Origin of the sequence: Mesorhizobium sp. C120A (assembly GCF_030323105.1) — a bacterium.
In the GTDB taxonomy this organism is placed as follows: domain Bacteria; phylum Pseudomonadota; class Alphaproteobacteria; order Rhizobiales; family Rhizobiaceae; genus Mesorhizobium.
This window is the reverse complement of the sequence record NZ_CP100476.1, coordinates 6598466-6622744: the sequence shown is the minus strand read 5'-3', so window position 1 is coordinate 6622744 and position 24279 is coordinate 6598466. Positions and strand designations below refer to the sequence as shown.

The window sequence follows — 24279 nt, the reverse complement described above, 5'->3', positions numbered from 1 at the left end:
TGTCGTAGCGTCGTTGCGCCCTCGGGCGCAAGTCGAAGTTAATTGGCGGACAGCGCCACCATTTGCGAATCGGCAAACGTGTCATAGAACGCGGTGCGCCTGAGAACGCCGCGCATGTTGAAGACGCCGGCGCCATTCGTCCCCCAATCAAAATGAGTTATGATCGGACTACTCGCGGCGGCGCCACGGTAGATTGTTCCGCCATTGATACAAAGCCTGGCGTTCCCGGCGACATCACGGCTGATCGCCACCTTCTGATAAGCATCGAACTTGAAGGTGCCGGCCGGGGCCGCCGCAGTGCCCCACCCTACGCTACCATCGGCGTTTACCGAGCAATTGAAATTGTTGTCGCTGACAAACAGGCCACGACCACCGGCAGCGGACATTTTGCCTTCCCACAACACCGCGTAGACGCCGCCTTTGATGAAGTCTCGGATAGGCGGCTTGTTGAGACAGGTGAGCCGGTTCTGCGGCGTGTTTACCGCGCTTGCAACGCTAGTCACCCGAGGCCCTAGCCAGTTGCCTGTTTGCATCGTGACCCAATCGAGGTCGAACACGTCACCCGCATTCGAGAACCTGAAAGCAACCTGGGGATTAGCCAGATTTTGCGGCGGGATCGGGATACGCTTGTAAGCGCCGGTGATGCCACCCAGGACGACCCAATTCGCCTGGCCGTCAATGCTCATTTCAACGGTGCCACTGCCCGATACCTTAAAGAGATCGACCGCCCCGATGACATCCCCGATTGCCTGTACGGCGGCGGCTTGCGTCACAATGCCCCCGTTGGCCGTAACCGTGCAGCGGGAGGCTTGGTTAGCCCCTCCGTTGCGGCCGAGCGTGCGCGTTGCCGTGACCCCGGTCTTTGTCCATGTGCCACTTGTTATATCCCTGACTTGCAGGGCCAAGTTCTTGCGGCTCGGCCATACCTCCAAACCGTTCGGCGAAACCTGGGGTGCATTGGCGGCGACCGCAACGATCAATCCGCTGTCTTCACGCTCATAAATGCCGCCAACAAAATTACCCGCCTCGGCCGCCATGTTCGCCAGGGTGTCACCGGAATAGGCGTTGCTGACGAAATTTAGATCAAAGCGCGGAATCGGGAACCCGCCGCCATCAGCGGCGCCCTTGGTAAGGCCGCGACCGATATGGAAGGGCGAGGGAAGCCCGAACATTACACCCCGACCGTGTAGCCGCGAATCTTCGAAGCCCGGTCCAGCCCTCGGGCGAACACCTTGTCGCCAGCCGCGATATCCAGGGTGACGGCGGGCGCGTAGGCCTGGCCGAGCACAAAGAACGCATCGGACCCGATGCCAGGCGACGCCGCCGCGATGGCGACGGCAACCGCCGGGATCAATGAGGCTTGAATGCAAACCGTCTTTGAGGCCGCGCCGTCCGCGACCTGCGTCCAGGCGCCCGAGGGAAGATCAGTTGCATATGATGCGGTTGCCATTTGCGCTTGTTCCTTTGCCCCTCGGGGCGAATTGGTTGCGGGGGGCGGATTTGAACCGCCGGCCTAACGGGCATGAACCGATCGCTCTTCCAGGCTGAGCTACCCCGCCTGATGACTAAGCCAGAGTCGTTTGCGATATGTCAACGATTCAAACGAAAAACCCGGCATCGCTGCCGGGCTTACTCCGTATCCTGTAAACCGCAGCGGTCAGGCTGGCCAAGGTACGGCATAGGGGCGGTGCGGGCCGGCGGCCGGCTTGGTGAGACGGTAGACCGCGAACAGCATGACAGCGGCGCCGGTGACGGCAACCGCCGGAATTCGTCGGACATCGTGCGAGACGCGGACGACGTCGAAATCGACGGCAACGGCAAGCGGTGCCGGGCTCGGCGGGTGTTCCTGTTGGCTGGCGGCGGTGGCGATGGTGACGCGGTCGAACTCGGCGGCCGGCGCGGAACACGCCGAGAAGGCGATCATTGCGACGGCAAGTGCAGACAGAAGGAATCTCTTGTTCATATCGGTTTCCTGTTTCGGACTAAAAAGGGCGGCCATCCCTTGGGAGGTCTATCGGGATGGCCGCCAACACCCGAACTATGGTTGAGTCGTTTGCGTTTTGTCAACGCTCAATCCGCGTCTTCGCCGGGCTCGCGCTCCCCGAGCAAGGCGTTAAGCGGAACCGTCACAAAGGGCGTGTTGATGCCGCTGGAAAAGTAGCGGTTGCCTTTGCCTGGCCTGGCGCCGGGGATCGCCTTCAAGATGTCCCGGTACTTCGTTGCGGCCCACTCCGTATTTCGCAGCACAAGGCGCTTGAAGCTTTCGTGCGTCGTGGTGATGTCAACGCATAGCTCGGGGCCGCGCCACACCCGTATTCCGAGGCGTGCCAAGGCCGCCACGGCCGAACCCTTTTTCTTGTTCGGTTCCATCCCGCCGTAGCCATCGCCGAGCGGCATTTGATCGGCGGCATAGGCGGCCAATTCCAACAGCTCGCCGACCGTCCGTTCCCATGTGCCGCCCTCGGGCGTGTTGTGGCGGACAAGGTGCCCGGTAATGTGCTGCAAAAACCGTTCGGAGTCCTTGGTGGCACCCTTCGCGCTATGATCGGTCCAATCGTTTTCGCGAAGCCATTTCAGGGCGGTTTCAACCGTTACCGGCTTGGTGCTGTTGAGAAGGTAGGCGCCGGCCAGCATAGGCCCTAACTGATCGCCGAGGCGTTGCGTGCCGAGGTGTTGAGCCGCCGCCACCGTGAACACGTCCACATAAGCCCGGAGCGTCGGCAAGTGCTGGATTGTCCGGGCGATCAACCGCTTTGAAAACGTTGGCGTGAGAAGCCCGACGATATCGGACAGAAGCTTTTCATAGTGAGCCTTGTTCCGCGCCTTCTCTTCCTCGGAATCCTGCGAGCCGTCCGCAAGGGTTAGCTGAGTGATGCGGGACTCGTCCGCGTAGCCTTCGATTTGCGTGACGATGGAAGCGAAGACAAACATTGACCTGGCCCGGAAACCTTTTGTCTTTTGGTTCGCGGTTCCCTTGAGAATGAGGCCGTCGCCTTCCGAGGCCGCCACGCGGGCCAGGTCCATAATCGCCCGGATACGCGCTTGGTTGTTTTGATCCTTCGGCTCGACTTCGTCAAAGATGATTGGCAACGCATCCATGCCAAGCGCGCCTCGCACGCCGGCTTCCGTGGTGTTGCCGACCACGCTCAACGCGGTAGCGCCTAGACACCGCCGAATGATTTGGTCCATCACGGTGGACTTGCCGGACCCCGAGGGGCCGTTTACCCAAACGTGGGGCCGCCATTTCAGGAAGCCGCACACCGGGGCGACAACGCACCATCCCGCGAGAAGGTAGCCGGACAGCGGAGAAACCCACCGAAGGCTTTTGCAAAGCTCCAGGAGCTTGCGCGCCTCGGCGGTGTTCACCGGGCCGTCAACGTCCACCGCAAGCGCTTCGCCTTCGTCATAGACAAACCGGCTTTTGTGATCGTGAAACGATGACTCCTCCCCGTCCACAATGAGGCGGTCGCCGGCATGATAGATTGCGGTTTCGCCTTCGAACCATGCGCCGCGCCCCCGCACCGAATTGTGAGGCACAAACTTGCGGCGATACATGCAGGCTTGCATACAAGCGTTGATCGCCGCGCTCCAATCGACGCCGGTTTTCGCGCCGGGGAATTCGGATTCCCACCATTGCAGTTTGGCAAGGCGCATCATGTTGGACGATGACAGTTGCGAGGCGGTAAGCGAGATCACTTGCGCCACGTTGGCGGGCTGAAAGAACAGCGTAGTTTCATCGACCCCGAGGCAACGGAAATGAGGTTCGCCGAAGGTGGCAAGCGGGTGCTCAACATCGTCGTCGGCGCGAGTGGCGGCGGCGGGCTCTTCGTAGTGGCCGTGGTCCTGATAGTCTGGATGATAGCCGCTGCCGTCATCCTCGGCCGGCGGGGGCGTTTCGTCTTGGGCCGGCGCCGGGTTGAGGGCGGCGTTGATGACATCTCGGACCCGGTCGACGCCGTATTTTTGGGCGAGGTCATCGAAGTCGGTTAGCTCGATATCGGCGGCGTCGAACTCGGGGAACGCGACTAAGCCACCGACCGTTTCCGCCGCTTCCTTCGCCTTGGTGAGGCCTGGGTTCATCCTGCCGTCCGGCATCGGGGTGAGCCGGTCATTGTCCGCCGCGAAGAGTAAGCGCGCCTCGGGGAACTTGGCCCGTATCGCCTTTGAGACGGGCGCCAGGTTGCCGGCATCAAAGGCGACAATGGTGAGGTAGCCGGTCGCCTCATGAACTCGGGCGCCGGTGCTGTAGCCCTCGGCGATGACGATGACGCCACCGGGATCTTCGCCGCGCTTGCCGATGGGGTGATAATTGCCTTCCTTCGCGGTGCCTTTGAGAAAGCGTTTCGTGCCGTCATCGCCGATAAGCTGGACGCTCACAAGTTCGGAAGCCGGGGTGTAGACCGGCACGACAAGGGAACCGGCGCGAGCGGTGCGCGGGTCTTCCTCGGGGTCGATGGTGTAGCGAACCGCTTTCTTGAGCCTGCGAAGGCCAGGGAAAGGCGGCAGGCCCTTTCTAGCGAGGTAGGGGTGCGAAGCCGGCGCCTTCTCTGTTTCCGCTACAATGAGCTTAGCAGCGGCAGCGGCAGCGGCGTGCAGCGCGGCGCGGTCTTCGTCCCGCTGGCGTTGCGTATCGATCATGCGTTGTTTCAGGGCGGCCCGCTCGGCGGGCGTCATTGTCGTCGGCCGCTTTTCGGTCCAAGTATCTTGAACGCCAGTTTGCAGGTCGCCGAAGGCGCCCGAGGCCGGCGAGTCCAGGTGCAACACATACCATATGTGCTGATTTTGGCCTGTTTTTTCCCCTGGGCGTTGGCGCGGTGTATCTTGCCGTCCGCTATGGGATGGGATGAGCCCCGAGCGTTCGCGGTGTCCAAGTAGACACCGGCCGAGCGCATCGCTTCGATGAACGCGAGTATGTTGTCGTCACTGTCCGCCACGGTATGCCTTAAGAGTTTCGAGCGCTTCCGCTTCACTTCTAATGATCGTGCCAATGCCACCGGCGCCAGCGATGAAACCCGCGAAATGGGCTTGTTCCTTTGTCGGCCTGCCCGTCCCGTCTTTCACTTCCCAAGAGCCGAACACCGCGACCCGGCGGCCGACCATTTCGGGCGTGATGACGATTGAATTGAGCCCGATGATATCGCCGGACCCGAGGCATAGACCGGCCTTGATAGGGTAGGCGTTGAGAACGACTCGCTCGCCGCCTTGCGCACGGTAAACCTCGCCGCGCGACAACGAAAACGATTTGCCAGCCCACCCCGATGCCGTGGTGTTTCTCCACACCGTTGCCCCCGCCTTGGACAGCGCGATCAAGCAACGGTTCATAAGATTTGTGCCGGTGCTCATAGCAACGCCGGCATGGCTTGAAGCTCGGACCGGTGTTCGGTATCCGCCGGCTTCCATTTGTCAAAGTCCGCCTCGATCTGCCCGTAATTTACGGGATGGGCGAGGCGGAGGTTCAAGGCACTGCGGCCGGCGATATAGCGGCCCCGCTCGGCGGCAGGGGCAAGCCAGCGCATATCAAGCCAGCGCTTCCGGTCGATGCCGATTAGCTTGAAATCGGCGATGGAAACGAAGCCTCGGCGTTCCAAGATTATGCAAATCTTGATTGCCTTAATCTTCCATTCCGACAGCTGCGAAGGCCCCGAGGCGCCCGCGACGACATCGGGCACGTAGGCCGGAACCTTGCACCGTTCCGCCGGGCAATGGTCCGCCCATGTCTTCCGCCAGTCATAGCCGAAGGCCGGAAGTTCCGGGGTGAACCACGGCTTATCTCTGGTATGAGCACGGCGATAGGAAAGCCCGAACTTTTCGGCGAAAGCCTTTTCTTCGGCCTCGCGTTCCCCTTCGCTTGTCATGACGATCACGACAACACCGAGATAGCTTGCTACTGCCTTCAACTCGACCCCGGCGGCGCCAGACGGCACCAAGGCGGCCCGGAAGTCAGGTCCGGCGTGCTCGCGGCCGTGCCCCGAATAGATCCCTTCAATGGCCTGCAGAAGCACCTTCGGATTGAGGGTCATTTTTGCCTCAACGCCGATTTGGGCGCCGTCAACATCGCGCACCAAGAGGATATCAAAGCCGGCGGTTTCCGGGTACGCGGTCCAGCCCTCGGGCAGGCGAGCAATGAAGGCGGCGCAAAGCGCGGCCTCGGACTCGAAGATGGCTTTTTTCATAGCGCCGCCCCCCGGCGCTGCCGTTCTTTCCATTTCAGCCAGTCGCCGAAAGGAATGTCGCAATCACATTCGAGAAAGTCGGCATAGCGTTGCTTGCTCGCCGAGAGTTTCGGGGGCGCCGGGCTGTTCGCTATAGCGGCCTGCCTGCCGGAGTCGGTGACGCGAAAGAGGTCGGCACCCCCAAACATTTGGACATCGGCGCGGCGGGTCATAAAGCCGAGGGCGGTTAGCTCAACACATGCCGGATGGTCGACGCTGCCCTCGCCTGTGACGAAGTGGTCGCGGTACATTTCACCGCGCCCGTATTGGTCAAGCCCGAGGGCGTGTTGCAGAATGTGAAGGTGCTGCGGTGTCATGCGTCCACCTTCGCGGCCTGGCGCTCGCAAACGTCGGCGTAGTGGCGCAACACCTCGCCGGCAGCGTCGGCGCCATACCACTCGACCAGCTTAACCGCCAGGGTATCGAGCACGCCAAACGCGGCAGCATCGGCGGGCAGGCCGTCGCGGACGTGAGCGGCCAGGGCGGCAGCGATATGGATACGCCCTTGGTTGCGAACGGTGTTGTGCTTGATCGCCTCAAGGTCGGTCATTTGGCCGGTTTTGATGTAGTCGGAATAAGAGCGGGGCATAGGCTTCCTTTCAACGGACGTAGCGGGTTTGAGATTTGGACATTCGGGCGGCGTGAACGTGCTTCGCCCACCCGTGGGGATTCTTCATGCCGCGCATCTTTCCGAGGGCGACCAGGTCTTCCAAAGACTTCGCCGAGCTTTGTTGTTTCTTGGCTTCGACGCGGGCGACCCGCTCCACCTCGGCCAGTTCGCCGGCAAGCTCTTTCACTGTGCGGCCCATGGTCGGGTAGACGTGTTGACATTGCGGGCAGGTCGGTGCGGGCGGATGGACGCGGAAACAGTTCGGGCACTGGCGCGATGTCACCGCCGGCTCATCGTCTTCGTCTTCATCCTTCGCCCGTTTCTTTTTCTTGTGGCCCTCAAGGGTCCATTCCCGATCATCGTCCGGCAGGCCGTGGCCGCGCCCGCCTTGATCCTTCGGGATACTGTTTCCGGCGTGGTCGAGAATGAGGGCGTAAGGCTTCGGCCCCGCCGCTATCGCCATGAGCCGGCCGGCCTGGGTATCGAGGTCGAAACCAGGCGCGTAGACCGGGCGAAGCACGCGGCCGACTTGCTGTAGGAAGAGCGCAAGCGAGTGCGTGGGGCGCAAGAGAATGGCGACCTCAATCGCCGGCAAATCGAAGCCCTCGGAAACGAGGTCGACCGAGGACAGCACTTGAATCGTGCCGCGCTCATAAGCCCGAAGAATGGCGTCGCGATCCGGGGAGTCGCCATCGATATGGGCAGCGGTGTAGCCGGCGGCTTGGAATTGCTCGACCACGCTCAAGCTGTGTTTGATAGACACGCAAAAGATCATGGCCTTGCGGCCGTGGGCGAGGCGGCGGTAATGCTCGACCGCGTTGCCAGTGATGGCGGTCGTTGCCATGCGCTTGGCTAGTTCGGCTTTGTTGAGGTCGCCGCCGGTTCGCTTGATGCCCGAGAGGTCCGGCGAGGACGGGGCGAACATTCGATAGGTGGACAGATAGCCCTGATCCATAAGCCAGGAGACGCTAGGCCCCGTGACCATGCGGCCGAACCACTTCCCTAGCCCGGCGCCGTCCATCCGTTCCGGCGTTGCGGACAGGCCGACGACCTTGGCTTTCTTGCTGGCGTATTCCTCAATGATATCAGCCCACGTCTTCGCCCCGGCGTGGTGCGCTTCGTCCGGCACATAGAGGTCGGGCGTGCCGTGCAGGTCCATTCGCTTGCCGAGCGTTTGGATGCTGGCGATTTGGACGGGCTGGCGCCGGTCCCCGGTCATGCCGGAAGCAATGATGCCGTAGGGTATGCCCACCTTGTCGAAGGTGAGCGCGGTTTGCTTGATAAGCTCGCGCCGGTGGACACCGAAGATGACCCGCTTACCGCGTTTCGCGGCAGATGACGCCATGAACGCGGCGAGGCCGGTTTTGCCACCGCCGGTCGCCATCTGGACGAGCACGGAGTCGACCTCGCGAAGCGCGTCGCGCGCATCGACAATTAGCTCTTGCTGATAGGGGCGAAGAACGAATGCCATCTTACGCCGCCACCGCCTCGCGGGCGTCCGCAGCGATGGCGTCAGGGATGGCGCGGCGCTCTATCGGCGTGCCCTTGCCGGACACGGCGAGGGCGTGGAAACCGCAATACGGCCAGCGGCTATCAGGAATCCGCGGTGCCCCGCAAAACAGCGAGGTGTCCACCTCATAGTCTTCGTGATGGCCCCAAAGCGGGAACTCGCAACCGCATGAGGTGAGGCGGCCGCGCGGTACGCCATCGTAGCCAGGCGCCTTGTCAGGAAAGCACGGCTTGATCTTGAGGACCTCGGCCGCCTTGCCTTCGCTGGCGCCCTTAGTCAGGGCCGCCAGGCGGTTGGCGCCGCGCCGCCGCAACACAAACATTGCCCGGTTGTGGCGGGTGAGCGCATAAAGCTCTTTAGTGGTCGAGCCGACACGGGCGGCGATAGCGGGGCCGTCAAGTCCGGTCGCCCATAGGCGCGCGGCTTCGGCTTTCTTTTCGGGGGTCCATTTCATGGCTGATTTCTCCAAATCGTTTGCGTTTTGCAAACGGTCAGTTCAAGCAAAAAGCTTTTCGCGGGCATTGATTTTTGAGACGTGGGCGACCGTATCTTCGCCGAAGAGCGGAAGGCCCTCGGCAGGCTCGATTTCGGTACGCGCCCGTTTCTTGGTTTCCGGCCCGGCCAGCACAAGCGACATTCGCTTCGCTATATCGCGCTGGTATTCTTCCTCGCGCTCGATCAGGATTGCGTTGCACCCTTCCCAAAACGCGGCCTCGCCCGCGGTGCCGGTGCCGGCGAACGGGTCAAGCACGGTGCCTCCCTTGCGGCAGACAAGCCGGACAAGCCAGCGCATCAAATCAACCGGCTTCACGGTCGGGTGTTTCGAGCCGAGGCGATCGTCGCCGTCCGCCTTCGCGCTGTAGAAGAAACGGACAGCGGACCCCGCGTCGCCGCGCGGCTCGCTGGCGGCCCGCTTGTACTCCCCGTGTGTGTTCTTGGTGCTGGCACTGGCTTCCTGGCCCGAAACGCGGCCTTGTGCGCCGTTGGCGTCGGGGAACGCGGCTTCCACCTCGGCGGAACCGTCCGTTATGATGTTCGCAGGGTATCGGCCTTGTACCGGGCGGGCGGCGCCATCTTTGCAAAGGCCGCTGTTTTCATCGGTCCAAGTGCCGCCGCCGCTCGCCTTGCCGCCCCATCCTGTGGCCTTCTCGGCGTCGATGCGGCAGGCGTCCACATTGAGGCCGCCGGTCCCGTGGGCCAAGGTGTTGGCGGCCACGGTGCTAATCATCGGCTTTCGGGCCAGGCATATCGGTTCCCATGCCGGCTTGAGCGCGGTTCCCCATCCCTCCCACTCGGCGGCCTCGGGCGTGCCGGTCGAATAGATATCCCGGTCATACGCGGGACGCTCTTCACCCTTGCCCACGTTCAAGAGGGCTGAGTTGCGCATATCATTGACAAGCGTTTCTTTGCCGATGAATTGGCCCCGGAAGTCGCCGAGGCGCTTGAATGCGGTTTCAATCCGCCCGCGAAGCCCGGTTGAAACCCCTCGCTTGTCCCGGCTCTTCGCCCATTTGATGAGGCGATCATGACGCACGCGGATGGCCGGGTTTTCGTCTAACCATTGCCGGAACAAATGGTCGTCAATGCCCTTCGAAACGCTATGGCTTTTTGGGAAGCCGGTCCCGTAGCACCAAGCCAGCATTCCGCCGAATTGGCTATCTTCGATGCAGCGAAAGAACGCTTCGACCTGGGCCGGCGAAAGGCTTCCAAGAAACTGCACAACCGCCGTATCCGAGGCGAGCATGTTGAGAATGTTGTCGCGGACTTCGAAGCCGGCTCGGGCGATTGCCACCGCCATGTCGTGATAGGTCCGGGTGCCTGAGAAGGCCACAACGTAGCCGCCGGGTTTCAGTACGCGAAGCACCTTCGCCCATAGGTCCGGCCGGAACGCGATGTCGCCGCCGTCCCATGTCTTGCCCATGAAGCCGGCGGAGGCCCTGGCGTAGGCGCCGGCGCTGCCTTCCTTCGGCGTAGCCGGTGCCGCATCCTCGGCGCCGAAGCGGTTGACGATAGAGGTGAGGTGATAGGGCGGGTCGCACACCACGGCGTCGACCGAGCCTTCGGGAATATCATCGAGACGGGCGAAACAATCGCCGGACAACAGCGTTATGCGGCCGTCCAAAAATTCGGTTGAGGCGTTCATGCTAAAAGAGATCCCCTTGAGTTTGAGGTGTTTGCGGTGGCGGCGGGGCCGGCGTCTCGGCCGGCTCGGCCCTGAAAATCGTTTGCGTTTCGTCAACTCTATGGGCGAAGCAACGCCAATTTCCGAGCCGTCCGACCCTGAGTTTGACGTTGTACCCGAAGCTCGCGGCCCCGCCGCCAACTTCGCAAACGAAGTCGCCAGGGGTGGCCTTTCTTGTGCAAGGCGATGTCACGTTTGCTATAATCCGATAAACGTTGACATATTGCAAACCATGTTCGTTTCCCAAACACAAGCCGAAATTTTCGCCTGTTCAAAAGATCAATTTGCAATTAACCTTCTTGTATCAGCCCCAAAAGCCACGATTTGCCGCTATTTTAAGCATTACGCGTACATATAAGGCCGTCGCTCGGAGGCCTATTTCTCCCCGCCCTGCGCCACGTTAGGGAAGGCGTGCCATTTCGGCACGTCTTCGGAATGCAAACAGATTCGTGACGAATCGCAAAGGGAAATTAACGGTCATACACGATATCGTTTGCTAAACGTTAACAACTTTGCTAATCGATTGGCATAGCAGTGCAGTGCGTAAAGGGGACAGAGAATGAACACGAAGCCTGATGTTGATTGGTTCCGCCGGAAGCTGGAGGAGCACCGGCTTTCACAGTCCGGCCTCGGCCGGATGCTCAAGATCGATAAGGCGAGCATGAGCTTGATTCTAGCTGGCAAGCGGAAGCTCAAGCTTTCGGACGCCGCCGATATGGCGCGCATCCTGGGTGTCACGGTTTCCGAAATCATGGAACATATCGGCGTTCGGGTTGACGGCATAAAGCCAAGCGAGGCCGCGAACTCGCAACTTCTCCCCTTCGCCGGCTGGATTGACGAAACTGCCCAAGTGCAACCCGAGCCGAGCAAGCGCAAGCGCATGGTTGATATCGGCATCAACGTCGAGCCGGGGTCGACCGCCTGGCAGTGGCGGACCCCGCAAACGAAGATGGACATTCTAGACGGCTGGATTGTTGTGTCTGGGGCCCGCCGGGAACCCGACGACCGGATGATTGGCCGGGGATGCGTGGTCGGCACCAAGTCCGGCGAAATCTTGCTGCGCACGATTCGGCGCGGTTACACGCCGGGCTCGCATACCTTGCTCGGCCTCGGCATTCCCGAGTCCGCCGAAGCCGAGGTCGAATGGTATGCGCCGATCCTGCTTATGAAGCCCGCGACGGTCTGAGAAGTCACACCGTCAGTTAATAACTTCAAATTTTATCAATCGGTCGCATTTTGTCGATTGACGCCAGCCGCCGCGTGTTTGCATATTACAAACAGTTAGCAAAACGCAAACAAGGATTCGGGCGGCATGTTGGTTAGGACAGGTGGTATCTACCGCACTAAAGGCGGCAGGAAGGTCGGGCCATTGCGCCCGTTCAGAGACAGAGAAGACGGCCCGGCAAGCGATATCATGGGGCGCTCGGCGTGGTTTTACGTCGATGGTATCGGCGCCTTTGACAAGAATGGGGAATACCTCACCGCCGGCCCCGACAGCCCGCATCACCTCACCGCCGAGGTTGACGGCTTCACCTCAATTGACGGCCATATCGAGCGCCGCGACAACGATCACGAATTGACGGTCGGGAAGACGATACCGGCCGGCGTGTTGCTGGCGGAAGCTCGCGTGAATGGCGAACAGGTCGCCATTGATAAGGCATGGCTTGAGGGCGCCGCCGGTGTCACCGTTCCGCTTGAAGGCAACGCGGTCGACACCTTCGGCATCTTCACGGCGGGCCGCTGGCGGACCTTTCGGAGCATCATCACGGCGGCAGCGCTGGCCGAGGTGAAGGCATGAGCAAGGCCCCTTACTCGCCGGACGCGCAATGGTTCTGGCCGCGCAAAGAAAGCACCTGGCACAAGCTGCGGGAACCGGACATCACCGCCACCGGGTCCGCTACGCTCTTCGGCTGCAGCCCCTACATGACGCCGTTCGATATGTTCCACCGGATGGCCGGCAACATCACCGTCGAATTTGAAGAAACCGAGCGAATGCTTTGGGGCAAGCGTTTGCAAAACGCAATCGCTTTAGGCGTCTGCCAAGATCATGGATGGGAGATCGTAGACGCTCACCCCTTCCTCTACGCGAGATCGAAGACGGTTCGTGGCATGGGGGCGTCGCCCGACTATGTCATCCGCGACCCCGCGCGACCCGAACTCGGCTTCGGCGTTCTGGAAATCAAGAACGTCGATTTCTTCGTGGCCGGCAAAGACTGGTCGGACGAAGAGGCGCCGCCGCATATCGAGTTTCAGGTGCAACACCAGCTTGCAGTTACCGGCTTTCGATGGGGCGCCCTGGCCGGCCTTATCGGCGGCAATACGGTGCGGGTGTTCCGCCGGGACCGCGACGACGAAGTCATCAACGAAATCATCGTGCGGGTCGATGACATGCACGGCCGGGTCGCCAGGAACGAAGCGCCGCCGGCTGACTATCTGGCGGACTATGAGACGATCCGCACGCTCTACCGGCACGCCACGGTGGCGAAGTCATTTGACCTCGATAATCCCGGCGAGGAACCCGAGCTAGACCCCGCCAAGCTCACCGGCCTCATGGCCGCGAAGTTCGACGCGGATATCGCGTTCAAGGCTGCCGAGGAAGACAAGAAGCGGGCCGCCGCTGAATTGCTCGAGTTCGTCAAAGACACCGAAACCGTGTTCGGCGGCGGCTGGAAGCTTTCCGCCGGAACGGTCCACCGCGAAGCCTCGACCATCATCTACCCCGCAACCACCTACCGAAACCTTCGGCTGTCCAAGCCGAAGCCCAAGGCCGCCAAGGCCAAGAAAGGCTCATAGACAAATGACGACCTCAAACAATCTCGTCGTGCAGCAAGCTGCGCCGCACCGCGCCATTTCGGTATTCTCAAGCGAGGCAGATTTCGCCGCCGGGCAGCGCCTTTGCAAGGCCCTGACTTCCTCGAACCTTGTTCCTGTCAGCTACCAGGGTGAGCAAAATATGGGCAACGCCCTTATCGCGCTCGATATGGCGAACCGGATGCAGATTCCGCCCATCATGGTTATGCAAAACCTAAACGTGATCGAGGGCCGGCCGGCGTGGGCATCGCAGTTCATCATTGCCGCGCTCAACGCTTGCGGGCTCTTCTCGCCGCTCCGCTTCCGCAAAGTGAACCTCGGGCAGACTGAGGTTTCCAAAACGGAATGGAGCGGCCCGAAGGGCGCCAGGCAGAGCAAGATCGTTAAGGCCACGATCACGAATAAGGAATGCACCGCCTACGCGGTCGAGAAGGCCACCGGCGAGGTGCTTGAAGGCCCTACCGTATCCATCGCTATGGCGGTGGCGGAAGGCTGGTATTTCCGCGCCGGTTCGAAGTGGCAGACCATGGAAGATTTGATGCTGATGTATCGGTCGGCCGCATTCTTCGGCCGCCTCTACGCGCCGCATATCCTCAACGGCATGAGCACCGCCGACGAGGCCATGGACCTAGCGGAGATCAAAGACATCACGCCAGCGGCCGAGACTGTGGCCGCCGCTTCGGAAAGCAAGCCCGAAGGCAGGCCGAGGGGCGTTCACGCCGCCATGGCAGCGGCGAAGGCGGCGGACAAGCCGAAAGAGAAGGCGAAGCCCGCCGGGAAGGTTATCGAGGCCGTGGCCGAAGAGCTTCCCGCCCATGACGCGGACGGCGTGATTTTGGAAGACGAGGAAGACGTTGACGGCGATGCCGACCGCGCCGCCGAGGCGGATGACGTGTTCGGCACCGATGACGACCACTTTGGTCCGGGGGCGTGATGTCTGATCTAGTTCGCGACCTCCAAATCGCCGCAACCGGCGCCCGCCGCGCCCTGGCTATTGCTGAGAGGGCAATTGCCAACGTGGCGGACAAGACGGAAGCCCTGGCCCTTTCTTTCGGCCAGAACAACGAAGCTCGCGCGGTGGCCTTTGCGGCCACCGGCGAGGTGCTTCTAAACGCGGATGACGTCGCCGGCATCCTTCGTTGCAGCAAAGCGACGCTCGCCCGCTGGCGGGTGCTCGGAACCGGCCCCGGCTACGTCAAGAAACAGGGCCGTATCCTTTACCGGGCCGAGACGATTCAAGGCTTCGTCACGTCCAAAGAGCGCACCAAGACACGGGATGAGGTCGAGGGATGAACCGAGCCGCCGAGCCTTTCACGTCCACCGTCAAGGTGCTGGACAGGTACGACCGGGGCGCCTTCATCCGGGTCAATGACACGGGCCGCGAGGGCTGGATTTCTCTTGCTCACGCGGACCTTTCACCGGCGGGGCCGCTTCACGTCTTGACGGCGTCGACCGAGGTGGCGCGGGAGGCCGGGCTACTATGACGAGGGGGAGGGCAACAGCAACGACAGGCGAAGATTTTTCATTGATCGATGAATTTGATCTTAGCCAGCAACGCCGCGCGATGTTCGCTTTGCAGCATGAGCGCCGCCGCATCGCAATGCCGATTTCGGACATGGAATTGAAATCTGGCGTCGCGATGAATTCGTTTTACGCCTGGCATGGCGGCTTGAGGGAACCGACGCTTGGTTGCCTTGTCGCCGTGGCGCAAACCCTCGGCTTTGACATCATCATGCGGAGGCGGAAGGCGTGACGCTCGGGGAACTGTACGAAGCCGCCGAGCGTAAAGCCCTCGCCGCCGAGGCGAAGGTCGCCACTGAGGAAGCGGTGTTAGCCGAAAACCAGGCCTTCGCCAAAGAGCACAAACAGTCAATGAGCGGCGACTACTGGAAGCCGCTCCACCTCGCCAGGCTCAAGGCGGAAACCGCCCGCGCCCTCGCCACCGCTGTAACAGAGATCATGGGAGAATTCGGCAATGAGCTATAGCGAACGCATCACCCACGGCATGGCCTACGGCTTCGGCGGCATCATCGGCGCCGGCCTCGCGGTTGCCATAGTAACCGCCGGGGCGCCTTTGCTGCGCGAGGTCTTCCAATACCTGGCGCCGCTGTTTTGACCTTCCCCGAGGCCATGGCGGCCGTTCTGGCCGGCGCCACCGTACAGCGGGCGGAATGGAACCCGAGGCGCACTGTGCGCCTCGCCATCTGCCCTTGGAACGGCACCGACGAGGCCTTGGTCGTCTTCGATAAGAACAAGCTCGGCGACGTCCCGCCGTTCCCCTTCACCGCCAAAGGCGCGGACGTGCGCGGCGATGACTGGCACACCCTTGAGGTTACAGAATGACCGAGAAAATTCCCACCTATCGCCCCGGCGATGTCGTGCTCGCTATGGGCAAGGTCGAGCGAAGCACGCATGACAGTTCCATTTATGTCCGGTTCCCAAGCGGCGAATGCCCGCAACTTTCTGACGTCGATATCACGAAGGTTGTGCGCCACGCGATCAAGATCGGTGACCCGGTAAGCTGGCCCGTCGACCGTAGCGTGGTGAACGGGAGGCGGCTTAAGGGTCAGGTTCTGGCGGTGAACCCGGAGCCCGGCAACGATATTGTTTGGCTATGGGTGCAAGAGGATGGCAGGACTCGCGTCACGCTTAATGCCGCCGAGGTGACACGGCTATGAGCACGCAACACCCGCTTTCCGATCAGCAAGTCGCGGAGTTTTGGCCGGGCGCGGACCCGGCAGATATCCGCCGGCAATTCGACGCCCTCATAGCTGCCGGGCGCCGCGAATGGTTGATCCGCAAATACGGCTATTTCTACCGGCCGAACCGCGCGGGTTACACAATGGAAAAGGTGGCGGCCGGACGCTACACCAAGGTCGAGGCCGACCGCGAGGCGGCCGTAGAGCCGCATAATTTCACTGTCATGCACGAAAGCGAAGTGCCGGACGCTCCCGAGGTCGAGACGTTGAAAGCGCGCCTCGCTACGGCCGAGCGGGAGCGGGACCGGCTACATGGCATGATCAATTCACCCGAAACGGAAGACTGGTTGAAGGGCGCCACCCTAGAGGCCGCCCACCAAATCGAACGGTACAGCGCCGAGCATGACGCCGGCAAAAACCCGCTGGACTGGTTTTGGCTGATCGGGTATCTGGCGCAAAAGGCGACCTCGGCCGCGCTGGCCGGCGATACCCACAAGGCGAAGCATCACACCATATCAACCGCCGCCGCCCTCCTGAATTGGCACCGCCACCTTACCGGCGAGTCGACGCTCATGCGGCCAGGTATCGAGCCGCGACAATGAGCCAGCAAGCCCTTTCATTTTCCGTCGACCGTTCCATGGCGGTGGCGCCGGGTCAAATCATCGAAACCGGTTACGTGCCGGTTGAGAACGTCATTCTTGCCTGCCGGGAAAGGATGGCGGTCGGCGACGTCAACACCGCCTATCAAAAGCGGCTGCAGCTTGGTGACCATCAATCCTGGCCGCCGCCCCGAGGGCATTGGCGAGGCGACCGCTTCGTCGTGGTGGACGGCCGGCATGAATTCGTCGCCGCGCTCATGCTCGGCCAATCCCACTTGTTTGTCGCCTGGCCGAAGGCGCATCCTATCAGCGCGGACACCGCGCCCCAGGCCTTCGGGTGACGGTTTACGTCGACCGGCCCCGCTGGCGTCTCGGCCGGATGGTCATGTGCCATATGGCGGCCGACTCGATCCCCGAACTTCACGCCATGGCCGAAGCCCTCGGGGTCCGCCGATGGTTTCAGGACAAACCAGGCCGGCCTCACTATGACATTTCGAAGGCCACTCGGGCGCGGGCTGTTGCTCTAGGCGCCCGCGAAGTGTCCAGCCGAGCCCTTATCGAGGCGCTACAAAGGGCGAACAAATGAGCTTCGCGAGTGCTACCAGCGTGCTACCACGCCCTTTTTCGCTCTACGCCTCGGGAACCCGCAAACCCTTGAGAAATATTGGTGCCGCTTAGGTGACTCGAACACCTGACCCCATCATTACGAATGATGTGCTCTACCAACTGAGCTAAAGCGGCCCGGGAAGCGCGAGGTTCCAGGATCGGCTGGGTGATAGACTCAACCGGCCGCTAATTCAAGATGGGCAACCGCGATTTCGAGCCGGCATCCGGCAATTCGTCCCGGCATTTTCCATTGGCGCGCAATGAGCCACCGCCTCATTTGCTTTTTCGGCTACGCGGAGACGTCGCGGTGGACTGCGCACAAACTGCCCGGCAAGGCGGCAAAACGGACTGATTTTATTGCCAAAACGCATCGAAATGGGCCTTGAACAGGCCTGTAAGGCAGAATGCGGGCGCTCGCCCGTTGATTGATTGGTCGCCTGCGGCTAACGATCATGGCAATGTAAGCGAACGGACAGGGGAAATTCGCTTGGACGCGATCGAAAAAGCGATCCGCAACGCCTTCGAGAAAGGCAACGCCGAGGACCGGGCATTTCGCGAGAGGGTCTATCGGTCGGCTTTCGCGGCGCTCGACCGCGTGCTCCAGGCCAATCCCGGCGTGACGGTGGAAGCCGCCATCAAGCGCCGCAAGGCGGTGCAGGAAAAGATCGCCGAGATCGAATCCGAATTCCTGCCCGCGGTCCCCGATGTCGCCGCGCCGACGCAGAGCGCCGCGCCGACGCAGAGCGCTGCGCAGACACAAGATACCGCGCTGACGCAACGCGTTGCGCAGCCGCAAGACGCCGCGCAAGCGCCAGGCGCCACCGAAGCGCCCGCGGTCGATGCCCCGACAGGTGTCGCGGTCGGACCGTCGCCGGCGATCGTCGTTGATGAACCGGTTCAGCCCGAGGCATCCGACGCGCCGCGTTCGCGCGTGCTGCCGGTCGTCCCCGACATCATGCCTGACGCCACGCTGCCCGGCGCCCCGGCGATCGATATGGCCGATTCCGCGCCGGCCGAGGCCGCGGCGGAAGTGGCGCCTGACCGTGATGAAAGGCGGATAAGGGGCCGCCGCCTGCCGCTGACGGCGATCTTCTTTGGCGTGACGTTGCTCGCCGCCGCCGGCATCGGCCTCTATTTCGCCGTGCAGACCGGGGTCTTCAAGACGCCGGCGCAGCTCGACACGGCGCCGCCCGAAGCGCCGCCGACCGTCGACGATGACGACTTCACGCCGCCTGCCGATACAACTGAGCCGCAGCAGCCTGGCGCGCCGCAGCAGCCTGGTGTCGCCGAACAGACGCGCGACTGGATCAACGTGTTTACACCCACCGATCCAACGCATGTGGCGACCCCGTCCGACGCCAAGGCCGATGTCGTGCAGGACGACACCGGCTCCTTCCTGCGCATCCGCTCCGGTGCTTCCGGCTCGGCCATCAGCTTCGATGTCGGGCAGGGCGTGCTGGAGAAGCTTGCCGGCAAACATGCCGTGTTCGACATCGTCGCCCGCGCCGAGGACGGCAAGGACACGCAGATCTCCGTCGACTGCAATTTCGGCGATCTCGGCGACTGCGGCCGCAAGCGCTATGCGGTCGGCCAGCAGCGTAACGAATATCTGTTCGACGTGAAATTCCCCGACAAGCCCCCGGGCGCGGCCGGCAGCATCGCCATCAACTCCGACTTCGACAAGCAGGGCAAGGCGGTCGACATCTACGAGATCCGCGTTTCGATCGAACCGTAAGCGCCGCCTAGCGATCAAGCAGCGCCTGCAGCGTTTCGATGCGGTCGGCTTCGGCGGTCGGCTTGTCCCAGCGCAGCCGTGAGATGCGGGGAAATCGCATCGCAACGCCGGATTTGTGGCGAGTCGAACGGTTGAGACCTTCGAACGCCACCTCCAGCACCAGGCCTTGGCTGCGGTCGGCGCGCACCGAGCGCACCGGGCCGAAACGCTCGACCGTATTGTCGCGGACAAATTTGTCGATCTGCTTCAACTCCTCGTCGGTGAAGCCGAAATAGGCCTTGCCGACCGGCACCAATTCCTCCGCGCCTTCCGGCCCCGACCAGACGCCGAACGTATAGTCGGAATAAAAGCTCGACCGCTTGCCATGGCCGCGCTGCGCATACATCAGCACAGCATCGACCGTGTGCGGATCGCGCTTCCACTTGAACCACGGCCCTTTCGGCCGTCCCGCGAGATAGGGCGAATCCCAGCGCTTCAGCATCACGCCTTCGATAATCGGGTGCGGCGGCGCGCGGCGCAGTTCCTCCAGCGTTTGCCAATCCCGGAATTCGACGAATGGCGACAGATCGAAACGGTGCGGGTCCAGCGTTGTGATGAAGGCCTCAAGACGGGCCCGCCGCTCGCGGAAAGGTAGCGCGCGCAAATCTTCGCCGTTGATCTGCAGCGCATCGTAGCAGCGCATGAAGGCCGGGTATTGCTGCTGTATCTTCGGGGCCACGCTCTTGCGATTGAGCCGCTGTTGCAGGTCCGAAAACGTGCCGGTCGCCGCGGGCTCGCCGACCAGCAATTCGCCGTCGAGCGCGGCGGAAAAATTCATCGCCTGGGCGAGATCGGGGAATGCGCCGGACACATCGTCGCCGGTGCGCGAATAGAGCCGGCGCACGCCGCCCTCGCACACCGCCTGAACGCGGATGCCGTCCCATTTCCATTCCGCGCCATAGGCGGCCGGATCGAGCTTTTCGAGGTCGCCGTCGCCGACCGGGTTCGACAGCATCACCGGACTGAACAGGGCAAGTGCGGTCCGCTTCGGCTTCTCGGCCTTGCCTTCCAGCCACGCGAACAGCGAGATATAGGGCGGCGTCAGCCCGTGCCACAGCTCCTCGATCTCGGCGACATCGACCTTGCCGAAATCGGCCAGCGCCTGTTTGGCCAGCCGCGCCGAAACGCCGATGCGCAAGCCGCCGGTGACCAGCTTGATGATGGCAAAGCGCGCCGAAATGCCGGCGCTGTCGAGCAGCCCGGCCAGCACCTTGGGTCCGTCGGAGCGGCTCGCCGCCTGCAGCGTCGCCACGACATCGCCAAGCGTCGGCTCCCGGTTGGGGATATGTCCCGGCGTTTGCGGCCAGACCAGCGAGACGGTTTCGGCAAGGTCGCCGACATAGTCGTAGGAATAGCCGAACAGCACCGGATCCATGCGCTCGGTGACCAGCGTGCGCAGCATCGCCGGCTTGACCGCCGCAATGTTGAGGTCGCCAGTGATAGCCGCCAGCGCCAGCCCGCGGTCGGGGTCCTCGACGCTGCGGAAATAATCGACGAGCAGTGTCAGCTTGCCATTGCGCGACGGCGTCAGCACCAGGCGGTCGAGGAGTTCGGCAAAGCGGTTCATGGATGCAAGGACCGCGTTGACGGCAGAGGTTTGCGCTCTGGCACACCCCCCTCTGTCCTGCTGGACATCTCCCCCGCAAGGGGGAGATTGGCAGCCTTGATCTTGCCGCCCATCTTGCGAGGTTGGCGATTGGCGAAAGCGGAGGTGACATCTGATCTCCCCCCTTGCGGGGGAGATGGCCGGCAGGCCAGAGGGGGTGGGAAGGATCGCCGCGCCGGCGATTTCTGGATCAAAAATCACCATCAATCGCCCTCGTCCTCATAGCCCACAAGGTGCAGTGGCGTGGCGGCGATGCCTTCCAGCTCGCACCAGCGCACCAGCGCTTCCTCGCGGCCGTGCGTCACCCAGATTTCGCCGGCGCCCGTCTCCTTGACGGTAGCGGTCAGTTCATCCCAGTCGGCATGGTCGGAAATGATCAGCGGCAGTTCGACGCCGCCTTGCTTGGCGCGCTGGCGGATGCGCATCCAGCCCGAGGCGAAGCATGAGATCGGGTCGGGAAAGCGCCGCGCCCAGCGGTCCGCGAAGGCCGATGGCGGGCCGACAACGATGGCCCCAGTGAAATCCTGCTTGCCGCCGCTGTCGACGGTTGCCGGCTCCAGCGTGCCGAGGTCGATGCCCTGGCTCTGGTAATATTCGCTGAGCTTGGCCAGCGCGCCGTGGATATAGATCGGCCTGTCATAACCGGCATCGCGCAGCAGCCGCATCACCCGCTGTGCCTTGCCCAGCGCATAGGCGCCGACCAGATGCGATCGCTCGGGAAACTGCGCCGCCGATTTGAGCAGCCGGGCGATCTCCTCCGTGTCGGGCGGATGGTGAAACACCGGCAGGCCGAAGGTCGCCTCGGTGATGAAGACGTCGCATTGGACCGGTTCGAACGGTGCGCAGGTCGCGTCCTTCTGGCGCTTGTAGTCGCCGGAGGCGACGATGCGCCTGCCCTTGTGCTCGACCGCGATCTGCGCCGAGCCCAGCACATGGCCGGCCGGATGGAAGGTGACGCTGACATCGCTCAGCGCCATCGCTTCGCCAAGCACGGCCGCTTGCGTTGTCCCGGCAAAATCCTCGCCATAACGCAACCCCATAATGTCGAGCGTCTGCTGCGTCGCCAGCACCGAACGATGGCCGGATCGGGCATGGTCGGAATGGCCATGCGTGATCAACGCCCGGTTGACTGGCCGCACCGGGTCGATGAAGAAATCGCCGCATGGGCAATAAAGGCCTTCAGGCCGGGGATGGAGCAGGTCGCTGGCGCGCATCCAGTCAAGATAGTGGCTAATTCCAGCGCGGGAAGCCTGTTGCAAGAGACTGCTGACTCGGCCTACAGCCAGCCACCGGCCGCATCAGCCGGCGGGGCCATCGCCATGCAACCGCTGAAAATCTCGTCCGGCGACCTGACCGCCGACCGTCGCGCCGACTATGCCGAGATGCTTTTCGGCTCGGGCGAGCACGCGGCAGCGGCGGAGCTGCTGCTCGGCGCGCTGGAACTGGCGCCGCAATGGGCGGCGGGCTGGTTCCGTCTTGGCGAGATGCAGGAGACGGCCGAGCGGCTCGACGTGGCGGCTCAAGCCTGGGCGACGGCGCTGAAACTCGACCCGGCGGATCGCCTTGGCGCTGCGCTGAAGCTGCAACTCATCGGCAAGGCGCCGGCTGCCGCGGCGCCACCCAGCGCCTTCGTCGAAACGCTGTTCGACCACTATGCCGAAACTTTCGAGGATTCGCTGGTCGGCAAGCTCGGCTACCGGCTGCCGGAGTTTCTCGATCGCGCCATTCGAGCGGCAAGGGCGGGCCGCTTTTCGCTGGCGCTCGACCTTGGTTGCGGCACCGGTCTGATGGGCGAGAAACTGCGGCCGGTCGCCGAACGGCTGGAGGGCTACGACATCTCCGCCGCCATGCTGAAAAAGGCCCGCGCCAAAGGCGTCTACGATCTGCTCGCCAAGGCCGATCTGCAGCATTTTGCCTATGCCGGGCCGAAAGCCGATCTGGTGGTGGCGGCCGACGTGTTCATCTATGTCGGCGCGCTCGATCGCGTGATGAAGACCGTCGCGGGCATTCTGGCCACCAATGGCCTGTTTGCCTTTTCCGTCGAAACGCCAGCCAAGGGCGGGGCGGGCGGCGACGCCGGTTTCGCGCTGCAGCCGTCTCGTCGCTACGCCCATTCTCAAGCCTATGTCGAGCGGGTGCTTGCCGCAAACGGCCTGTCGGTGCTGTCGATGCAGCCGACCGTCATCCGCTGGGATCGCCGCCAGCCGGTCGACGGGCTTGCCGCGCTGGCGGTGCCCTCGTCCAAGGGTTGATGTCTCGTCTTGTTCGAAAACGTGAATAGGATTTTTGCGGCTGGCGCGGCATCAGGTAGGATACAAGCCGGGAAAAGCCCTCGGCAGGCATTGAGGAGGAACACATGCGCTGGAACATGATGGTCTTGGTGTCTTGCCTGGCAATGACCGGCTGCATGGGCAGTTCGATGTCGGAGCGGCAGGACCAGGACGTGCAATCGTCGCTGCAATATGACAACGTGCCTTGCGACCAGTTGCTGGCGCAGCGCAACGAACTGGCGCAGCAATACCATCTGTCGACGGACGCCAAGCCGAGCTTCTCCAATCCGGCGATGGGCTTCGGCCCGTTCACGCCGGATATGCGCTCCAAAAGCAAGCGCGATACTGATCTGGCAAGTGGCAAGATCGACGCCATGAACCGCTCGATCGTCCGCCGCGACTGCGGCAAGCCCAACAAACAGAAGAAGTTCACCCTGCCGAGCTGAACCTGAACTTCCTCAGTACCCCGCCTTGCGGTCGACCACGTTATCAAGCTTTTCGCCGCGCTCGAAGGCATCCATCTGCCGCAACATGCTCGGCGCCAGGTGGACAGGGTCGGAGGTCGCCGCCGCGTGCGGCGTCACGAACACTTTCGGGTGACTCCAAAGCGGACTGGTCTTCGGCAGCGGCTCGACCTCGAACACGTCGAGGCTCGCCTCCTTCAGCGTGCCGTCGTCCAGCGCTCGCAAGATGTCGGCGTCCTTCTGCAGCCGGCCGCGCCCGGCATTGATCAGCACCGAGCCGCCGAGGCCGTTGCGCTTGCGCAATTCCTTCAGCACGCCGTAATTGATGATGCCGTGCGTATCCGGCGTCAGCGGCAGCAGCACCACCAGTATGTCGGTGGCGTTGAGGAAGGGGATCAGCCCGGCCTCTCCGGCATAGGTCGCAACGCCTTTCATGGCCTTGTCGCTGCGCGACCAGCCATTGACGGCAAAGCCGAGCGACAACAGCACCGACGCCGCGGCGCGGCCGAGATTGCCGAGCCCCATAATGCCGACCGAGATGTCGCCGGCCGGCCGCTGCGGCGGTTCGTGCCAGGTCTTCTTCGGCTGCTGGGCACGATAGAGCATGCCCTGGCGATGATGGTCGAGCACCCGCCAGACGACATATTCGGTCATGTATTGGGTGAGGTTGTCGGCGACCACTTTGACGATCGGCACATCGGGCAGGCCGGGATCGGCGAAGATGTGGTCGACGCCGGCGCCGATCGAGAAGATTGCGCGCAGATTGGGCAGCGATTTCAAGAGGTTCGGCTTCTGCTTCCACACCACCGCATAGGTGATCGACGGGTCCGAAGCGCCGTCCGGCTCCAGCACCACTTCGCGCTCGGCCGACAGCAGCTCGCGCCAGCGCTGCGGATGAAAGCCGGTGACGGCAAGCAGGATTTTGCCTTTTTCCAT

General features: G+C 62.6%; 30 protein-coding genes and 2 tRNA genes. 16 read left to right on the top strand and 16 right to left on the bottom strand.

Going from position 1 to position 24279, the window contains the following annotated elements; genetic code table 11:
- Window positions 1–38: 38 nt before the first annotated feature.
- The 12 genes from NL532_RS32080 to NL532_RS32025 all read right to left on the bottom strand — a co-directional run bounded on the left by NL532_RS32080 (window position 39) and on the right by NL532_RS32025 (window position 10475).
- Window positions 39–1172 (bottom strand): hypothetical protein, encoded by a 1134-nt coding sequence (locus tag NL532_RS32080; RefSeq protein ID WP_023828486.1) that lies wholly within the window; start codon window positions 1170–1172, stop codon window positions 39–41.
- On the bottom strand, window positions 1172–1450 hold the full coding sequence (locus NL532_RS32075) for a hypothetical protein (RefSeq protein WP_023828485.1): 279 nt from the start codon (window positions 1448–1450) through the stop codon (window positions 1172–1174). The genes NL532_RS32080 and NL532_RS32075 overlap by 1 nt, the downstream gene beginning before the upstream one ends.
- A gap of 32 nt (window positions 1451–1482) precedes the next feature.
- Window positions 1483–1559: transfer RNA gene (locus NL532_RS32070), tRNA-Met, on the bottom strand.
- 98 nt (window positions 1560–1657) lie between these two features.
- Window positions 1658–1963, bottom strand: a complete 306-nt coding sequence (locus tag NL532_RS32065; RefSeq protein WP_023828484.1) for a hypothetical protein — start codon at window positions 1961–1963, stop codon at window positions 1658–1660.
- A 107-nt stretch (window positions 1964–2070) separates the two neighbouring features.
- On the bottom strand, window positions 2071–4674 hold the full coding sequence (locus NL532_RS32060; RefSeq protein WP_286487866.1) for a primase/helicase family protein: 2604 nt from the start codon (window positions 4672–4674) through the stop codon (window positions 2071–2073).
- Window positions 4675–4920: 246 nt separating this feature from the next.
- Complete coding sequence (locus NL532_RS32055; protein ID WP_023828482.1) at window positions 4921–5343, bottom strand: hypothetical protein; 423 nt, start codon at window positions 5341–5343, stop codon at window positions 4921–4923.
- Complete coding sequence (locus NL532_RS32050; RefSeq protein WP_023828481.1) at window positions 5340–6173, bottom strand: hypothetical protein; 834 nt, start codon at window positions 6171–6173, stop codon at window positions 5340–5342. The genes NL532_RS32055 and NL532_RS32050 overlap by 4 nt, the downstream gene beginning before the upstream one ends.
- Window positions 6170–6529 carry a hypothetical protein gene (locus tag NL532_RS32045; RefSeq protein ID WP_023828480.1) on the bottom strand — a complete coding sequence of 120 codons (360 nt, stop codon included), beginning with the start codon at window positions 6527–6529 and terminating at the stop codon, window positions 6170–6172. The genes NL532_RS32050 and NL532_RS32045 overlap by 4 nt, the downstream gene beginning before the upstream one ends.
- Complete coding sequence (locus NL532_RS32040; RefSeq protein ID WP_286487865.1) at window positions 6526–6762, bottom strand: hypothetical protein; 237 nt, start codon at window positions 6760–6762, stop codon at window positions 6526–6528. The genes NL532_RS32045 and NL532_RS32040 overlap by 4 nt, the downstream gene beginning before the upstream one ends.
- A gap of 49 nt (window positions 6763–6811) precedes the next feature.
- The gene (locus tag NL532_RS32035) at window positions 6812–8293 is read right to left on the bottom strand and encodes a DEAD/DEAH box helicase (protein WP_023828478.1); all 1482 of its coding nucleotides are present in this window, start codon (window positions 8291–8293) and stop codon (window positions 6812–6814) included.
- A 1-nt stretch (window position 8294) separates the two neighbouring features.
- On the bottom strand, window positions 8295–8786 hold the full coding sequence (locus tag NL532_RS32030) for a hypothetical protein (protein WP_023828477.1): 492 nt from the start codon (window positions 8784–8786) through the stop codon (window positions 8295–8297).
- 42 nt (window positions 8787–8828) lie between these two features.
- On the bottom strand, window positions 8829–10475 hold the full coding sequence (locus tag NL532_RS32025) for a DNA methyltransferase (RefSeq protein ID WP_050590928.1): 1647 nt from the start codon (window positions 10473–10475) through the stop codon (window positions 8829–8831).
- A 598-nt stretch (window positions 10476–11073) separates the two neighbouring features.
- On the opposite strand from NL532_RS32025, the gene NL532_RS32020 reads away from it, so the two are divergent.
- The 13 genes from NL532_RS32020 (at window position 11074) to NL532_RS31960 (ending at window position 17209) form a co-directional block, all read left to right on the top strand.
- Window positions 11074–11700 (top strand): helix-turn-helix domain-containing protein, encoded by a 627-nt coding sequence (locus tag NL532_RS32020; RefSeq protein WP_023828475.1) that lies wholly within the window; start codon window positions 11074–11076, stop codon window positions 11698–11700.
- Between the two features lie 126 nt (window positions 11701–11826).
- Window positions 11827–12312 carry a hypothetical protein gene (locus NL532_RS32015; protein ID WP_155923754.1) on the top strand — a complete coding sequence of 162 codons (486 nt, stop codon included), beginning with the start codon at window positions 11827–11829 and terminating at the stop codon, window positions 12310–12312.
- A complete protein-coding gene (locus NL532_RS32010) occupies window positions 12309–13307 on the top strand; it encodes a YqaJ viral recombinase family nuclease (protein ID WP_050590927.1) in 999 nt (332 codons plus the stop codon). Before NL532_RS32015 ends, NL532_RS32010 begins: the two co-directional genes overlap by 4 nt.
- Window positions 13308–13311: 4 nt before the next feature.
- Window positions 13312–14259 carry a hypothetical protein gene (locus NL532_RS32005; RefSeq protein ID WP_050590926.1) on the top strand — a complete coding sequence of 316 codons (948 nt, stop codon included), beginning with the start codon at window positions 13312–13314 and terminating at the stop codon, window positions 14257–14259.
- A complete protein-coding gene (locus NL532_RS32000; RefSeq protein WP_196813827.1) occupies window positions 14256–14618 on the top strand; it encodes a helix-turn-helix transcriptional regulator in 363 nt (120 codons plus the stop codon). Before NL532_RS32005 ends, NL532_RS32000 begins: the two co-directional genes overlap by 4 nt.
- 232 nt (window positions 14619–14850) lie before the next feature.
- Window positions 14851–15078 carry a hypothetical protein gene (locus tag NL532_RS31995; RefSeq protein ID WP_023828469.1) on the top strand — a complete coding sequence of 76 codons (228 nt, stop codon included), beginning with the start codon at window positions 14851–14853 and terminating at the stop codon, window positions 15076–15078.
- Window positions 15075–15311 (top strand): hypothetical protein, encoded by a 237-nt coding sequence (locus NL532_RS31990; RefSeq protein ID WP_023828468.1) that lies wholly within the window; start codon window positions 15075–15077, stop codon window positions 15309–15311. Before NL532_RS31995 ends, NL532_RS31990 begins: the two co-directional genes overlap by 4 nt.
- Entirely contained in the window at window positions 15301–15441 is a 141-nt protein-coding gene (locus NL532_RS31985; RefSeq protein ID WP_023828467.1) for a hypothetical protein, read from the top strand. The genes NL532_RS31990 and NL532_RS31985 overlap by 11 nt, the downstream gene beginning before the upstream one ends.
- Window positions 15438–15668, top strand: coding sequence for a Thoeris anti-defense Tad2 family protein (locus NL532_RS31980; protein WP_023828466.1), 231 nt, complete (start codon window positions 15438–15440; stop codon window positions 15666–15668). The genes NL532_RS31985 and NL532_RS31980 overlap by 4 nt, the downstream gene beginning before the upstream one ends.
- Window positions 15665–16003 carry a hypothetical protein gene (locus tag NL532_RS31975; RefSeq protein WP_023828465.1) on the top strand — a complete coding sequence of 113 codons (339 nt, stop codon included), beginning with the start codon at window positions 15665–15667 and terminating at the stop codon, window positions 16001–16003. Before NL532_RS31980 ends, NL532_RS31975 begins: the two co-directional genes overlap by 4 nt.
- The gene (locus NL532_RS31970; protein ID WP_023828464.1) at window positions 16000–16626 is read left to right on the top strand and encodes a hypothetical protein; all 627 of its coding nucleotides are present in this window, start codon (window positions 16000–16002) and stop codon (window positions 16624–16626) included. Before NL532_RS31975 ends, NL532_RS31970 begins: the two co-directional genes overlap by 4 nt.
- Window positions 16623–16964: a hypothetical protein gene (locus tag NL532_RS31965; RefSeq protein WP_031202770.1), complete on the top strand. Its 342-nt coding sequence runs from the start codon at window positions 16623–16625 to the stop codon at window positions 16962–16964. The genes NL532_RS31970 and NL532_RS31965 overlap by 4 nt, the downstream gene beginning before the upstream one ends.
- Entirely contained in the window at window positions 16961–17209 is a 249-nt protein-coding gene (locus NL532_RS31960; protein ID WP_023828462.1) for a DUF4031 domain-containing protein, read from the top strand. Before NL532_RS31965 ends, NL532_RS31960 begins: the two co-directional genes overlap by 4 nt.
- Before the next feature lie 79 nt (window positions 17210–17288).
- Here the strand turns inward: NL532_RS31960 and NL532_RS31955 are convergent.
- Window positions 17289–17364: transfer RNA gene (locus tag NL532_RS31955), tRNA-Thr, on the bottom strand.
- A gap of 352 nt (window positions 17365–17716) precedes the next feature.
- Here NL532_RS31955 and NL532_RS31950 point away from each other — a divergent pair.
- Window positions 17717–18964, top strand: a complete 1248-nt coding sequence (locus tag NL532_RS31950) for a hypothetical protein (protein WP_023755181.1) — start codon at window positions 17717–17719, stop codon at window positions 18962–18964.
- 7 nt (window positions 18965–18971) lie between these two features.
- On the opposite strand, the gene NL532_RS31945 is transcribed toward NL532_RS31950, so the two are convergent.
- Complete coding sequence (locus NL532_RS31945; RefSeq protein ID WP_023755180.1) at window positions 18972–20570, bottom strand: cisplatin damage response ATP-dependent DNA ligase; 1599 nt, start codon at window positions 20568–20570, stop codon at window positions 18972–18974.
- Between the two features lie 242 nt (window positions 20571–20812).
- A complete protein-coding gene (locus tag NL532_RS31940) occupies window positions 20813–21823 on the bottom strand; it encodes a ligase-associated DNA damage response exonuclease (protein ID WP_023669503.1) in 1011 nt (336 codons plus the stop codon).
- A gap of 105 nt (window positions 21824–21928) precedes the next feature.
- Here NL532_RS31940 and NL532_RS31935 point away from each other — a divergent pair, with 105 nt between their 5' ends.
- Window positions 21929–22861, top strand: coding sequence for a class I SAM-dependent DNA methyltransferase (locus NL532_RS31935; protein WP_023828461.1), 933 nt, complete (start codon window positions 21929–21931; stop codon window positions 22859–22861).
- A 104-nt stretch (window positions 22862–22965) separates the two neighbouring features.
- Window positions 22966–23325 carry a hypothetical protein gene (locus NL532_RS31930; RefSeq protein ID WP_023669505.1) on the top strand — a complete coding sequence of 120 codons (360 nt, stop codon included), beginning with the start codon at window positions 22966–22968 and terminating at the stop codon, window positions 23323–23325.
- A 12-nt stretch (window positions 23326–23337) separates the two neighbouring features.
- On the opposite strand, the gene NL532_RS31925 is transcribed toward NL532_RS31930, so the two are convergent.
- Complete coding sequence (locus NL532_RS31925) at window positions 23338–24279, bottom strand: 2-hydroxyacid dehydrogenase (RefSeq protein WP_023669506.1); 942 nt, start codon at window positions 24277–24279, stop codon at window positions 23338–23340.

Coding starts and splice junctions, on each gene's coding strand:
- NL532_RS32050 (WP_023828481.1), bottom strand. CDS start 6,173: ATGAAAAAAGCCATCTTCGAGTCCGAGGCCGCGCTTTGCGCCGCCTTC.
- NL532_RS32020 (WP_023828475.1), top strand. CDS start 11,074: ATGAACACGAAGCCTGATGTTGATTGGTTCCGCCGGAAGCTGGAGGAG.
- NL532_RS32075 (WP_023828485.1), bottom strand. CDS start 1,450: ATGGCAACCGCATCATATGCAACTGATCTTCCCTCGGGCGCCTGGACG.
- NL532_RS32040 (WP_286487865.1), bottom strand. CDS start 6,762: ATGACCGACCTTGAGGCGATCAAGCACAACACCGTTCGCAACCAAGGG.
- NL532_RS32055 (WP_023828482.1), bottom strand. CDS start 5,343: ATGAGCACCGGCACAAATCTTATGAACCGTTGCTTGATCGCGCTGTCC.
- NL532_RS31930 (WP_023669505.1), top strand. CDS start 22,966: ATGCGCTGGAACATGATGGTCTTGGTGTCTTGCCTGGCAATGACCGGC.
- NL532_RS31945 (WP_023755180.1), bottom strand. CDS start 20,570: ATGAACCGCTTTGCCGAACTCCTCGACCGCCTGGTGCTGACGCCGTCG.
- NL532_RS31970 (WP_023828464.1), top strand. CDS start 16,000: ATGAGCACGCAACACCCGCTTTCCGATCAGCAAGTCGCGGAGTTTTGG.
- NL532_RS32080 (WP_023828486.1), bottom strand. CDS start 1,172: ATGTTCGGGCTTCCCTCGCCCTTCCATATCGGTCGCGGCCTTACCAAG.
- NL532_RS31940 (WP_023669503.1), bottom strand. CDS start 21,823: ATGCGCGCCAGCGACCTGCTCCATCCCCGGCCTGAAGGCCTTTATTGC.
- NL532_RS32045 (WP_023828480.1), bottom strand. CDS start 6,529: ATGACACCGCAGCACCTTCACATTCTGCAACACGCCCTCGGGCTTGAC.
- NL532_RS32065 (WP_023828484.1), bottom strand. CDS start 1,963: ATGAACAAGAGATTCCTTCTGTCTGCACTTGCCGTCGCAATGATCGCC.
- NL532_RS32060 (WP_286487866.1), bottom strand. CDS start 4,674: ATGACGCCCGCCGAGCGGGCCGCCCTGAAACAACGCATGATCGATACG.
- NL532_RS31975 (WP_023828465.1), top strand. CDS start 15,665: ATGACCGAGAAAATTCCCACCTATCGCCCCGGCGATGTCGTGCTCGCT.
- NL532_RS32005 (WP_050590926.1), top strand. CDS start 13,312: ATGACGACCTCAAACAATCTCGTCGTGCAGCAAGCTGCGCCGCACCGC.
- NL532_RS32025 (WP_050590928.1), bottom strand. CDS start 10,475: ATGAACGCCTCAACCGAATTTTTGGACGGCCGCATAACGCTGTTGTCC.
- NL532_RS32015 (WP_155923754.1), top strand. CDS start 11,827: ATGTTGGTTAGGACAGGTGGTATCTACCGCACTAAAGGCGGCAGGAAG.
- NL532_RS31985 (WP_023828467.1), top strand. CDS start 15,301: ATGAGCTATAGCGAACGCATCACCCACGGCATGGCCTACGGCTTCGGC.
- NL532_RS31925 (WP_023669506.1), bottom strand. CDS start 24,279: ATGGAAAAAGGCAAAATCCTGCTTGCCGTCACCGGCTTTCATCCGCAG.
- NL532_RS32030 (WP_023828477.1), bottom strand. CDS start 8,786: ATGAAATGGACCCCCGAAAAGAAAGCCGAAGCCGCGCGCCTATGGGCG.
- NL532_RS31935 (WP_023828461.1), top strand. CDS start 21,929: ATGCAACCGCTGAAAATCTCGTCCGGCGACCTGACCGCCGACCGTCGC.
- NL532_RS32010 (WP_050590927.1), top strand. CDS start 12,309: ATGAGCAAGGCCCCTTACTCGCCGGACGCGCAATGGTTCTGGCCGCGC.
- NL532_RS31965 (WP_031202770.1), top strand. CDS start 16,623: ATGAGCCAGCAAGCCCTTTCATTTTCCGTCGACCGTTCCATGGCGGTG.
- NL532_RS32035 (WP_023828478.1), bottom strand. CDS start 8,293: ATGGCATTCGTTCTTCGCCCCTATCAGCAAGAGCTAATTGTCGATGCG.